Here is a 12,442-nt window from a genome sequence, read left to right on the forward strand (position 1 = left end):
ACCGTGACACGATTCAGTATGCGATTCTGAGGCCAATACCTATTTAGCGATATTGGCTTACCCCAAAAAGGGTTCAGGAGAGCAACATGGAAATGACAAATGCCCAGAGATTGATCCTTTCAAATCAATATAAAATGATGACGATGCTCGATCCCGACAACGCCGAGCGCTATCGCCGGTTACAAACGATTATCGAGCGTGGTTACGGTTTGCAGATGCGCGAACTGGACCGTGAGTTTGGTGAGCTGACCGAAGAGGTTTGCCGTGCCATTATTAACATCATGGAAATGCATCATGCCTTGCAGGTGTCGTGGACCAATCTGAAAGATAAGCAGGATTTGGATGAGCGTCGCCTGACCTTCCTGGGCTTTGATGCCGCAACGGAAGCACGCTACCTCGGTTTTGTACGCTTTATGGTACATGTTGAAGGTCGCTATCCCCACTTTGATGCGGGTACGCATGGGTTTAACGCTCAGACAAAAATGTGGGAAAAATACAACAGAATGCTGGCTGTCTGGCAATCCTGCCCGCGCCAGTATCACTTGAGTGCGGTTGAGATCGCACAGATCATCAACGCCTGATTAATGAAAAAGGGGCTTTCTGTGGAGTGTAAAGGTTTTCTGTTCGACCTCGATGGTACGCTGGTTGATTCACTGCCTGCTGTAGAACGTGCGTGGATTAACTGGGCAAAAGATCACGATATTGAACCACAGGAAGTGCTGGATTTTATTCATGGCAAGCAGGCAATCACCTCCCTGCGTCACTTTCTTCAAGGGCAAAGCGAAGAAACGATTCAACAAGAGTTTGATGCGCTGGAGAAAACAGAAGCGTCTGATACGCAGGGCATTGTTGCCATGCCAGGGGCGAAGGCGCTGTTGGAACGTTTGGATGCGCTGGATATTCCCTGGGCGATTGTAACATCTGGCACGGTGCCGATTGCCAGCGCACGTCATCACCGCGGAGAACTGCCTGCTCCTCGTGCCTTTATTACCGCGGAACAGGTTGCTAAAGGTAAACCTCACCCCGATGCCTATTTACTTGGTGCACAGCAGCTAGGGCTGAAGCCGGAAGAGTGTGTCGTCGTTGAGGATGCACCCGCGGGGGTGCTATCGGGCCTAGCCGCTGGCTGCAAGGTCATTGCGGTGAAGGCACCTGCGGATACGCCGAAACTGGATCAGGTCGATCTGATCCTTGATTCGCTGGAGCAGATAGAAATAGAACCATTACCGAATGGTGCTAAGGTGCTTCTGCGCCAGTAGGTCGTCTGTAACATAATGACAAAACTGTGACTAAATATGATCAGACCTCGCATCCGCGAGGTTTTTTTATGGCATGCTGAACCACCACCTCTCAATATGCATTTTTCCGTCAGGGGAACCGTTTTGAATAGCGAACTTCTCTGGGTTTTATCCCTGTTGCTGATCGCCATTGTGTTGTTTACCACCAATAAATTACGCATGGACGTCGTCGCGCTGTTGGTCATTATTGCGTTTGTACTGAGCGGTACACTGACGCTATCTGAAGCGTTGGTAGGGTTCAGCGATCCTAACGTGATATTGATTGCAGCCCTGTTTGTGATTGGTGAGGGGTTGGTTCGTACCGGTGTTGCTTATCAGGTCGGTGATTGGCTGGTTCGCGTGGCGGGTAGCAGTGAGATGAAGATGCTGATCTTACTGATGGTCACCGTTGCGCTGCTGGGGGCTTTCATGAGCTCCACTGGTGTTGTCGCGATTTTTATTCCCGTGGTGCTCAGCGTTTCCGCTCGGATGAAAATTTCCCCCGGAAGGCTGATGATGCCGCTGAGTTTTGCCGGATTGATTAGCGGCATGATGACGTTGGTCGCAACGCCGCCGAATATGGTGGTGAGCAGTGAGTTGATGCGTGAAGGTGTTGCGGGCTTTGGGTTTTTCAGCGTGACGCCGATAGGGATGGTGGTATTGCTGCTGGGCGTGGCGTATATGATGGTGGCGCGTTACTGGCTTGGCGATGCCGAGACGGCAACAGCAAAAGAGATGTGGAAGAGAAGAACGTTTCGCGATCTGATTCGTGATTACCGTCTGACGGGCAGGGCGCGTCGGCTGGCGATTCGGCCAGGATCGCCTTTTATCGGCCACCGTCTTGATGATTTACGCTTGCGTCAGCGCTTTGGGGCGAACGTAGTCGGGATTGAGCGCTGGCGTAAATTTCGCCGTGTGATGATCAGCGTGGCGGGCAATACCGAACTTCGCCTGAATGATGTCTTACTGATCGACATGTCGGCGTCTGAGGTGGACTTACGCGAATTTTGCACTGCACAGCGGCTTGAACCGATGGTGCTGCGCGGTGAGTATTTCTCCGAGCAGGCGCGTGATGTCGGAATGGCGGAAGTCTCTTTGATTCCTGACTCTGAGCTGTTGGGTAAAACGCTGTACGACGTCGGGTTTCGAAGCCGCTATGGCCTGAGCGTAGTAGGGATTCGCCGGGCAGGTGAAGCGATGGAAGGCATCCTCGCCGATGAACCGCTCCAGCTCGGTGATATTCTGCTGGTGATGGGTGACTGGCGCATGATTCGACAACTGCACACGCAGAAAAACGACTTCCTTTTACTTAATCTCCCTGCCGAAGTGGATGACGTTGCGCCCGCGGTGAGTCAGGCTCCACACGCGCTGTTTTGCTTAGCGCTGATGGTAGCGATGATGCTGACGGATGAAATACCGAATGCGGTCGCCGCACTGATCGCGTGTTTGCTGATGGGGAAATTCCGCTGCATCGACATGGAAAGCGCTTATCGAGCCATCCACTGGCCGAGCATTATTCTTATCGTCGGGATGATGCCGTTTGCGCTGGCGTTGCAGCAAACGGGGGGGGTTGCACTAATTGTTAAAGGGTTGATGGATGTTGCCGGGAACGCCGGGCCGCATGTGATGCTGGTGTGCTTGTTCATACTGTGTGCCGTGATCGGCCTGTTTATTTCCAACACGGCGACGGCGGTGCTGATGGCACCCATTGCGATTGCCGCAGCGAAGCAGAGGGGCGTGTCGCCTTATCCTTTTGCGATGATCATCGCCGTGGCGGCATCTGCCGCATTTATGACACCGGTGTCGTCACCAGTGAATACGTTGGTACTGGGGCCAGGCGGTTATAAATTCGGGGACTTTGTACGCATTGGCGTCCCCTTTACCGTGCTGGTAATGTTGGTCAGCGTAGTGATGGTGCCGTGGCTGTATCCGTTCTGACGGTGTCCGCTGTTATTCTCGTTGCTCGCGTATAACGGCAAATGTTATAGCGGCGAGTCCTGACTGATTTCGTCAAGCGACAGGCTAAAGCTGGGCACGAAGACTGTCATGAAATAGTCCATTTCCGGGCTGTGGCGCAGCTGCAAGGTTTTTTCCAGTCGTGCTTTGGCAAGCGTGAATTCTGCGTTGCCTGCCGATAATTCTTCCAGACATTTCAGGTAGGCGCACAGGGCGTCTGCCTGTTTAACGATGAGGCGTTCTTCTTCGCTGGTGTAGTTATCATCCAGTAGCATGCGATAATCCTGCTGCAACTCTTCCGGCAACATCTCAATCAGTTTCTGCTGTGCAATCTTCTCTATCTTCTTGTACTCATGTGCGATCTGTGCGTTGTAGTACTTGATGGGCGTCGGCATGTCACCGGTTAGCACCTCGCTGGCATCATGGTACATCGCCAGTAGTGCGATGCGTTCAGCGTTCAGGCTACCTTCAAATTTGCGGTTTTTGATTACCGCCAGCGCGTGAGCGACGAAGGCGACCTGAAGACTGTGCTCGGAGACGTTTTCCGTGCGCACGTTGCGCATGAGCGGCCAACGGCTGATGAGTTTTAGACGAGATAAATGGGCGAAAAAGTGGCTCTGATTCATGGCGATCTCTCAGACAACAGCGCGGTGAAATAGCAATATCGTGGGCATCTATTGTGGGCACTTGCCAGAGATTATGCAAACGGAGGTGAGGTATTCGCCGAGCGGTGATTGCCCGGCGAGGATAGGCGCGATGACTGCTGGGCTATTGGTGATAGTGACCCAGAAAACGACCTAACTTGTGGATTGCCATGTCTAGTTCATCAATACGCGGTAGCGTGACAATGCGTACGTGGTCTGGGTAAGGCCAGTTAAACGCAGTTCCCTGAACCAGTAACACTTTCTCCTGCAACAGGAGATCCAGCACCAGTTTTTGGTCGTCGTGGATATTAAAGCGCTTAGCATCAATGCGTGGGAACATATACAGCGCGCCGCGTGGTTTTACGCACGACACTCCGGGGATCTGATTGATCAGTTCCCAGGAACGGTTGCGCTGCTCGTACAGGCGTCCGCCGGGCTGAATAAATTCACTGATGCTCTGATAGCCACCTAGCGCGGTTTGAATCGCATGCTGCATTGGCACGTTGGCACACAAACGCATGGAAGCCAGCATTTCCAGCCCTTCAATGTACCCTTTGGCGTGCTTTTTCGGGCCGTTCAGTACCATCCAGCCTTGACGGAAACCCGCTACGCGGTAGGTCTTGGAAAGTCCGTTGAACGTAACGGTCAGCAGATCCGGCGCGAGAGCGGCAATAGAATGATGCTGCGCGTCGTCATACAGAATTTTGTCGTAAATTTCGTCGGCGAAAATGATCAGGTTATGTTCGCGTGCAATCGCCACGATATCCAGCAGCAGCTCTTTGCTGTAGACCGCACCCGTTGGGTTGTTCGGGTTGATGATCACAATACCGCGAGTATTGGACGTGATCTTTTTACGGATATCATCCAGATCGGGGAACCAATCGGAGGATTCATCGCAGAGATAGTGAACGGCATTGCCGTTAGACAGGGAAACTGCGGCGGTCCAAAGTGGGTAATCCGGCGCAGGGACCAGCATTTCATCACCCGGATTAAGCAGCGCCTGCATGGATTGCACGATGAGTTCGGAAACACCGTTACCGATATAGACGTCTTCGACCGTCATATCGCGCATATCCCGCGCCTGATAGTGCTGAACGATGGCCTTACGGGCGGAATAGAGGCCTTTGGAATCACAGTAGCCCTGTGCCGTTGGCAGGTTACGGATGACATCGACCAGAATTTCGTCCGGTGCCTCGAAGCCGAAAGGGGCAGGGTTGCCAATATTCAGTTTAAGGACTTTATTGCCTTCTTCTTCAAGCCGCTTGGCTTCCTTTAAGACTGGGCCACGGATGTCATAGCATACGTTCTCCAGCTTCTTGGATTTTTCAATCGGAGACATAAATAGTACGAACCTTTTGCAGAGAGCGCATATTCCCAGACGGAATAGCATAACCTGCTTAATGTACTCCTCCTATAGTACCTTTTGAAGAATGATTATCGCTTTCGCTGCAAATGATTGCGCATCTGCACTATATGGTTGTGTACTCGTTGGATGGTGCGATATGGTAGGGGGGCGGACAACTGTTCATGCCGCACTTTTTTAGCGCCAAAATAGGGTGACAGGGAGGTCTCGTTTATTTAAGTGTGGAGCGTATTTATTTCGCAAGATGAAATAAAGGGAAGGTGCCGTTGTTATTGAATTAAGGATTAAGGCTGGTGAGCCATTTAATTACATGATGTCTTACCAATGGAAAGGCGATAGTGGTAACGAAATATAAGTATTTTTTTGCCCTTATCGTGCGTCTGCGATAGTGTCTTTAAATGTATCGGTCATTACCTGTACATGTAATAAAACACCAGGAATATTTTGTTAAAATTAAAATAGATAAGTGAAAAATCGTATGACCAGTGCAAATCGACCAGTACTTAATCTCGATCTTGATTTACTGAGGACGTTTGTTGCCGTTGCAGATTTAAATACGTTTGCAGCTGCGGCGGCCGCAGTTAATCGAACTCAATCGGCTGTCAGCCAGCAGATGCAGCGGCTGGAGCAACTCATCGGAAAGGAGCTTTTTGCTCGACACGGGCGTAATAAACTGCTGACCGAACATGGTATTCAGTTTCTGGGTTATGCCAGAAAAATATTACAATTCAATGATGAAGCCTGTATTTCACTAATGTACAGCGATATTCAGGGTACGCTGACCATTGGGGCGTCTGACGATACTGCAGACACTATCCTCCCTTATATTTTACACCGAGTGACATCTGTATTTCCTAAACTCTCCGTCAATGTCAGCGTAAAGCGTAGCGCTGAAATGATGGAGATGCTGAATGAGGGAAAAATAGATCTGGTCATTACCACAATGAACGGTGTGGTGTTTCCTCATGTGTTACTGCGTAGTTCTCCGACGCTATGGTACTGTGCCGCGGATTATCAGTTCCGAGCGCAAGAACCTGTGCCTCTGGTTGTTCTGGATGAACCGAGCCCTTTCCGTACGCTGGCTACGCAGCAGCTGACGGCTGCTGGGATCCCTTGGAGAATTGCTTATGTGGCTTCAACGCTGTCTGCGGTGCGGGCTGCGGTGAAGGCCGGCATGGGTATCACCGTACGTTCAGTAGAAATGATGAGCTCGGAACTGCGGGTATTGGGCGAGGAGGAAGGGTTGCCGAGATTGCCTGAAACACGTTATTTCCTCTGCCAGAATCCTAACCTGGAGAACGAACTGGCGACGGCAATTTTCAATGTGATTGAATCAGGGAAGCCCTCTCACATTACGCCTGTCAGCATGTTAGCAAACAGTGCGAATGGAAAACTGTCTTCCGATCCGTCACTGAAGGACGCGATCTAATCGTAATGGGTAATTAAGTATCATTCGGGGAGGGTAGGGATGCACCCCGAATGATGATGATTTATGACTAACGTGTTAAACCCACATCGGCAGCGCCTTCTTGGCCCGATTTTTTCACGCCGATCCCACTTTGCGTTTTCCATTTCACATCAATAGGCTAGGCGTGGCGAGATTAATGACTCCTTCCATTTTATAAAACGCCGGTTCTATTTTTTTAAAATAATGTTATGGAAAGTAGCATCAAACCTTGTCCAGCATCATCTTGATTTTTTTACTAACTAAATTGGTAAAAATGTGTGCTGGATCAAAAAATACCCCTAATAACCACATGGGGGAACAGGCATTTTCTGTGAAAATGGTATAGTGACGCAGTGAACTTGCTTCCTGTGCTGCTGCACATTGGTTAACTGACAAAAGTACTGACTCGATTTAGCTGCGGGTGAGAACACAAAATGTTAACAAAACAGCGTGCATGTAAAGTAATGTACTGTTATTTTTAGTAAGGTTGAAAAAAAGTTGCAAATTTAGGGGCTCAACCATACCAAGCAAGGCTTACCTGATACGTTTCCGTGCTTTTTTGTGGTTATTAATCCTTCCTTTTAATCGATGTGGCGCATTAACTGCCGATAATAGAGCAGAGATGTTACCCGCCACTTTTGATGAGTAAGCAAAGAGAATGTCAACAACGACTGAAATCCTCGCCCATCATTGGGCATTTGGGCTATTCCTTATCATTGCCGTAGGCCTTTGCGTCTTCATGCTGACCGGTGGATTCTTGCTGGGGGGAAGAGCAAAAGGCAGGGCCAAAAACGTACCTTATGAATCCGGTATCGACTCCGTAGGTTCAGCGCGGTTACGCCTGTCTGCTAAATTTTATCTTGTCGCTATGTTCTTCGTTATCTTCGACGTTGAAGCCCTCTATCTCTACGCTTGGGCTGTGTCTATCAAAGAAAGCGGCTGGATTGGCTTCATTGAAGCAACCATTTTCATTTTGGTGCTGTTGGCTGGTTTGATTTACCTGGTTCGCGTTGGGGCACTTGACTGGACCCCGGTACGTTCCAAGAGACAAGTCGTTAAATCAGACATCATCAACACTACCAACAATCATCCGCAGTAACAGCGAGGCATTTTAAGATGGACTATACGCTCACCCGCATAGAGCCGGACGGTGAGAATGACCGTTATCCCCTGCAACGTCAGGAGATCGTTTCCGACCCTCTGGAGCAACATGTTCACCGCAGTGTCTACATGGGCAAACTGGAACATGCATTACACGATACGGTGAACTGGGGTCGTCAGAACTCCCTGTGGCCGTACAACTTTGGCTTGTCCTGTTGCTACGTAGAAATGGTGACGTCATTTACTGCTGTTCATGACGTGGCGCGTTTTGGTGCTGAGGTTCTGCGTGCGTCGCCACGTCAGGCCGACTTCATGGTGGTAGCGGGAACCTGCTTTACCAAGATGGCCCCTGTTATTCAGCGTCTGTATGAGCAAATGCTTGAGCCTAAATGGGTTATCTCCATGGGCGCATGTGCTAACTCCGGCGGTATGTACGATATTTATTCCGTCGTTCAGGGCGTAGATAAATTCCTGCCTGTTGATGTGTATATTCCGGGCTGCCCTCCGCGTCCTGAAGCTTACATGCAAGCGCTGTTGCTGCTGAAAGAATCCATCGGTAAAGAACGCCGCCCTCTGTCATGGGTGGTGGGTGAACAGGGCGTTTACCGCGCCAACATGCAATCTGAGCGTGAGCGCAAACGCGGCGAACGAATCGCTGTGACTAACCTGCGTTCGCCTGATGAGATTTGACCTGTAGATGATAAACTCGGTGGCCGTGTAATACCCCGATAATAGTGTGCGGTCATTATCAGCTACAGAAATAGCACATTTAATGTGGTGACATATTTATGACAGATTTAACGACACACGATCTCGCTCAGCCAGGCTGGCAAACCCGCGATCATCTTAACGATCCGGTCGTTGGCGAACTGTGTAACCGTTTTGGACCAGATGCATTTACTGTACAGGCAACCCGCACAGGTATCCCTGTTGTGTGGGTCAAACGTGAGCAATTACTGGATGTTGTCGCATTCCTGAAAAAACAGCCGAAGCCTTATGTCATGCTGTTTGACCTGCACGGTACGGATGAGCGCCTGCGCACCTATCGTGAAGGTTTACCTGCCGCCGACTACTCCGTCTTTTATCATCTCATTTCCATCGAGCGTAACCGCGACATCATGCTGAAAGTCGCGTTGGCTGAAAATGATATGCATTTGCCGACCGTGACCAAGCTGTTCCCGAATGCCAACTGGTATGAGCGGGAAACGTGGGAGATGTTCGGTATGACCTTTGATGGTCACCCGCACCTGACGCGCATCATGATGCCGCAGACGTGGGAAGGGCATCCGTTACGTAAAGATTATCCAGCGCGTGCGACCGAATTCGATCCTTTCGAGCTGACCAAGCAGAAAGAAGATCTGGAAATGGAATCGCTGACGTTCAAACCGGAAGAGTGGGGAATGAAGCGCGGTACTGAAAATGAGGACTTCATGTTCCTCAACCTCGGTCCGAACCACCCATCTTCACACGGCGCATTCCGTATTATCCTGCAATTGGATGGCGAAGAAATCGTCGACTGCGTGCCTGATGTGGGTTACCACCATCGCGGTGCGGAGAAAATGGGCGAGCGCCAGTCCTGGCACAGCTACATTCCTTATACTGACCGTATTGAATACCTCGGCGGCTGCGTTAACGAAATGCCGTACGTACTGGCTGTGGAAAAACTGGCAGGTATTGAGGTGCCGGATCGCGTCAAGACGATTCGCGTCATGCTGTCTGAGCTGTTCCGTATTAATAGCCATCTGCTGTATATCAGTACTTATATTCAGGACGTCGGTGCGATGACACCGGTGTTCTTTGCGTTTACTGACCGCCAGAAAATTTACGATTTGGTTGAAGCGATTACTGGTTTCCGTATGCACCCAGCGTGGTTCCGTATTGGCGGTGTGGCGCACGATCTGCCACGCGGCTGGGAACGTCTGCTACGTGAATTCCTTGACTGGATGCCGGCTCGTTTGGACACCTATGTCAAATCTGCATTGCAGAACACCATTCTGAAAGGCCGTACTCAGGGCGTTGCTGCCTACAATGCGAAAGAAGCATTGGAATGGGGCGTAACGGGTGCAGGTCTGCGTGCTACTGGTATCGGTTTTGACGTGCGTAAATGGCGTCCGTATTCCGGCTATGAAAACTTTGACTTTGAAGTGCCAGTAGGCGACGGCATCAGCGATTGCTATAGCCGCGTTATGCTGAAAGTTGAAGAACTGCGTCAGAGCTTACGTATTCTGGATCAGTGCCTCAAGAACATGCCGGAAGGCCCGTTCAAAGCGGATCACCCGCTGACGACGCCGCCGCCAAAAGAGCGCACGTTGCAGCATATCGATACGCTGATTAACCACTTCCTGCAGGTTTCCTGGGGACCGGTTATGCCTGCCAATGAATCATTCCAGATGGTTGAGGCAACGAAGGGCATTAACAGCTATTACCTGACCAGTGACGGCGGCACGATGAGCTACCGTACCCGTATTCGCACGCCGAGCTATGCGCATCTGCAACAGATTCCTTCTGTAATTCGCGGATGTCTGGTATCCGACCTGATCGTTTACCTCGGTAGTATTGATTTCGTAATGTCAGATGTGGACCGCTAATTATGCATGATCACAACAATCACGATCATATTGACGCTCAGGGACAACCTGCTGCCGACTCGCTGACAAAAGACAATGCTTTTGTATTGAGTGACGCCGAACGTGACGCTATTGAGCACGAAAAACATCACTACGAAGATGCACGCGCCGCGTCAATCGAAGCACTGAAAATTGTGCAGAAAGAACGCGGCTGGGTACCGGATGGGGCTATCCACGCGATTGCCGATCTGCTGGGTATCCCCGCCAGTGACGTGGAAGGTGTGGCAACGTTCTACAGCCAGATTTTCCGTCAGCCTGTCGGGCGTCATGTTATTCGCTATTGCGACAGCGTCGTGTGCCACATCAATGGCTATCAGGGCGTTCAGGCTGCGCTGGAGCGTAAGCTCAGCATCAAACCGGGACAGACAACGTTCGATGGACGTTTCACGCTGTTGCCGACCTGCTGCCTGGGGAACTGTGACAAGGGGCCGTCAATGATGATTGACGAAGATACCCATACCCATGTGACGCCGGAAGGAATTGAATCGTTATTGGAGCAGTATCAATGAGTAAAGACATTGTTCTGACTGCTGAGCAGCATCCTCTGACCTGGCGTTTACGTGCAGACAAACAGCCAGTATGGCTGGATGAATATCGCAGCAAAAACGGCTATGTCGCCGCGCAAAAAGCGTTAACCGGCATGGCGCAGGATGAAGTGGTCTCACTGGTTAAAGACGCTGGCCTGAAAGGGCGTGGCGGCGCGGGCTTTTCGACAGGCTTGAAGTGGAGCCTGATGCCGAAAGACGAAAGCATGAATATCCGCTACCTGCTATGTAACGCGGATGAGATGGAGCCGGGCACTTATAAAGACCGCCTGCTGATGGAGCAAGAGCCGCATCTGCTGGTTGAAGGCATGCTGATCAGTGCCTTTGCGCTGAAAGCCTACCGTGGCTACATCTTCCTGCGCGGTGAATACATCGAAGCTGCCGTTCACCTGCGTCGCGCAATCGAAGAAGCGAAAGCTGCGGGTCTGCTGGGTAAAAATATTCTGGGCAGCGGATTTGATTTCGAGCTGTTCGTGCATACGGGCGCTGGGCGTTATATCTGCGGTGAAGAAACCGCACTGATTAACTCACTGGAAGGCCGTCGTGCCAACCCTCGCTCTAAGCCGCCGTTCCCGGCGTCTGCGGGTGTTTGGGGCAAACCGACCTGCGTTAACAACGTGGAAACGTTGTGTAACGTACCGGCGATTATCGAGCACGGTGCGGCGTGGTATCAGGGGCTGTCTGCGGGTAAAAGTAAAGATGCAGGCACGAAACTGATGGGGTTCTCCGGCCGCGTCAAGAACCCGGGCCTGTGGGAATTGCCATTCGGTACGACTGCGCGTGAAATTTTGGAAGACTACGCGGGCGGTATGCGCGATGGTCTGAAGCTGAAAGCCTGGCAACCGGGTGGTGCCGGTACGGATTTCCTGACGGAAAGCCATCTCGACCTGCCAATGGATTTTGAGCACATTGCGAAAGCGGGTAGCCGTATGGGTACCGCTCTGGCAATGGCCGTCGATCACGAAATCAATATGGTTTCGCTGACACGCAATCTCGAAGAGTTCTTCTCCCGTGAATCCTGTGGCTGGTGTACGCCGTGCCGTGATGGCCTGCCGTGGAGCGTGAAGATTCTGCGTGCGCTGGAGAATGGCGAAGGCCAGCCTGGTGACATCGAAACGCTGGAACAACTTTGCCGTTTCCTCGGACCGGGTAACACCTTCTGTGCGCATGCGCCGGGTGCGGTCGAGCCGCTGCAAAGTGCCATCAAGTATTTCCGGGAAGAATTCGAAGCGGGTATCTCTAAACAGTATTTAGGCAATCTTAAAGCGATTGGCGGTATTCAGCCTAACCTGTTGAAAGAGCGCTGGTAAGCTATTGCTCAACACGTGCGAGATGCAGTGAATGTATCCGCAGGGTGGCGCAAATAAGCCACCCTCATAAACCCAATAGATTTCAAGGCGCAGGTAGCCAACGCATTTGCGATTTGAAAGATGAGGGTATACAGAATTTTTGATTAGCGCTCGTGGTAACACGGGCCATTAT

The 12,442-nt window shown here is 51.1% G+C and carries 11 protein-coding genes; 9 read left to right on the top strand and 2 right to left on the bottom strand.

Annotated features, from left to right (window positions below):
- Nucleotides 1-86: 86 nt before the first annotated feature.
- The 3 genes from LOZ86_RS07665 to LOZ86_RS07675 all read left to right on the top strand — a co-directional run bounded on the left by LOZ86_RS07665 (nt 87) and on the right by LOZ86_RS07675 (nt 3,215).
- The gene (locus tag LOZ86_RS07665; RefSeq protein WP_039484041.1) at nt 87-581 is read left to right on the top strand and encodes a YfbU family protein; all 495 of its coding nucleotides are present in this window, start codon (nt 87-89) and stop codon (nt 579-581) included.
- A 21-nt stretch (nt 582-602) separates the two neighbouring features.
- Entirely contained in the window at nt 603-1,259 is a 657-nt protein-coding gene (locus LOZ86_RS07670) for a sugar phosphatase (protein WP_039484043.1), read from the top strand.
- Between the two features lie 123 nt (nt 1,260-1,382).
- Nucleotides 1,383-3,215 (top strand): SLC13 family permease, encoded by a 1,833-nt coding sequence (locus LOZ86_RS07675; protein WP_230243036.1) that lies wholly within the window; start codon nt 1,383-1,385, stop codon nt 3,213-3,215.
- A 44-nt stretch (nt 3,216-3,259) separates the two neighbouring features.
- On the opposite strand, the gene yfbR is transcribed toward LOZ86_RS07675, so the two are convergent.
- Entirely contained in the window at nt 3,260-3,859 is a 600-nt protein-coding gene (gene yfbR / locus LOZ86_RS07680; protein ID WP_039484047.1) for a 5'-deoxynucleotidase, read from the bottom strand.
- A 142-nt stretch (nt 3,860-4,001) separates the two neighbouring features.
- Nucleotides 4,002-5,216 (bottom strand): pyridoxal phosphate-dependent aminotransferase, encoded by a 1,215-nt coding sequence (locus LOZ86_RS07685; RefSeq protein WP_039484049.1) that lies wholly within the window; start codon nt 5,214-5,216, stop codon nt 4,002-4,004.
- A 502-nt stretch (nt 5,217-5,718) separates the two neighbouring features.
- Between LOZ86_RS07685 and lrhA the strand changes: the two genes are divergently transcribed.
- The 6 genes from lrhA (at nt 5,719) to nuoF (ending at nt 12,270) form a co-directional block, all read left to right on the top strand.
- A complete protein-coding gene (gene lrhA, locus LOZ86_RS07690) occupies nt 5,719-6,669 on the top strand; it encodes a transcriptional regulator LrhA (protein ID WP_039484176.1) in 951 nt (316 codons plus the stop codon).
- A 676-nt stretch (nt 6,670-7,345) separates the two neighbouring features.
- Complete coding sequence (locus LOZ86_RS07695) at nt 7,346-7,786, top strand: NADH-quinone oxidoreductase subunit A (RefSeq protein WP_010278904.1); 441 nt, start codon at nt 7,346-7,348, stop codon at nt 7,784-7,786.
- 17 nt (nt 7,787-7,803) lie between these two features.
- Nucleotides 7,804-8,478, top strand: a complete 675-nt coding sequence (locus tag LOZ86_RS07700) for a NuoB/complex I 20 kDa subunit family protein (RefSeq protein ID WP_005969846.1) — start codon at nt 7,804-7,806, stop codon at nt 8,476-8,478.
- A gap of 98 nt (nt 8,479-8,576) precedes the next feature.
- The gene (gene nuoC, locus LOZ86_RS07705; protein WP_230243038.1) at nt 8,577-10,376 is read left to right on the top strand and encodes an NADH-quinone oxidoreductase subunit C/D; all 1,800 of its coding nucleotides are present in this window, start codon (nt 8,577-8,579) and stop codon (nt 10,374-10,376) included.
- A gap of 2 nt (nt 10,377-10,378) precedes the next feature.
- Nucleotides 10,379-10,924, top strand: coding sequence for an NADH-quinone oxidoreductase subunit NuoE (gene nuoE / locus LOZ86_RS07710; RefSeq protein ID WP_010295381.1), 546 nt, complete (start codon nt 10,379-10,381; stop codon nt 10,922-10,924).
- Entirely contained in the window at nt 10,921-12,270 is a 1,350-nt protein-coding gene (gene nuoF / locus LOZ86_RS07715) for an NADH-quinone oxidoreductase subunit NuoF (RefSeq protein ID WP_039484053.1), read from the top strand. The genes nuoE and nuoF overlap by 4 nt, the downstream gene beginning before the upstream one ends.
- The last annotated feature ends 172 nt before the right edge of the window (nt 12,271-12,442 follow it).

It is taken from the genome of Pectobacterium parvum, from assembly GCF_020971565.1.
GTDB classification, from domain to species: domain Bacteria; phylum Pseudomonadota; class Gammaproteobacteria; order Enterobacterales; family Enterobacteriaceae; genus Pectobacterium; species Pectobacterium polare.

What these genes read in the sequence shown, in the direction of transcription:
- LOZ86_RS07665 (WP_039484041.1), top strand. Translation starts at nt 87, where the DNA reads ATGGAAATGACAAATGCCCAGAGATTGATCCTTTCAAATCAATATAAA.
- lrhA (WP_039484176.1), top strand. Translation starts at nt 5,719, where the DNA reads ATGACCAGTGCAAATCGACCAGTACTTAATCTCGATCTTGATTTACTG.
- yfbR (WP_039484047.1), bottom strand. Translation starts at nt 3,859, where the DNA reads ATGAATCAGAGCCACTTTTTCGCCCATTTATCTCGTCTAAAACTCATC.
- LOZ86_RS07695 (WP_010278904.1), top strand. Translation starts at nt 7,346, where the DNA reads ATGTCAACAACGACTGAAATCCTCGCCCATCATTGGGCATTTGGGCTA.
- LOZ86_RS07700 (WP_005969846.1), top strand. Translation starts at nt 7,804, where the DNA reads ATGGACTATACGCTCACCCGCATAGAGCCGGACGGTGAGAATGACCGT.
- LOZ86_RS07685 (WP_039484049.1), bottom strand. Translation starts at nt 5,216, where the DNA reads ATGTCTCCGATTGAAAAATCCAAGAAGCTGGAGAACGTATGCTATGAC.
- nuoF (WP_039484053.1), top strand. Translation starts at nt 10,921, where the DNA reads ATGAGTAAAGACATTGTTCTGACTGCTGAGCAGCATCCTCTGACCTGG.
- nuoC (WP_230243038.1), top strand. Translation starts at nt 8,577, where the DNA reads ATGACAGATTTAACGACACACGATCTCGCTCAGCCAGGCTGGCAAACC.
- nuoE (WP_010295381.1), top strand. Translation starts at nt 10,379, where the DNA reads ATGCATGATCACAACAATCACGATCATATTGACGCTCAGGGACAACCT.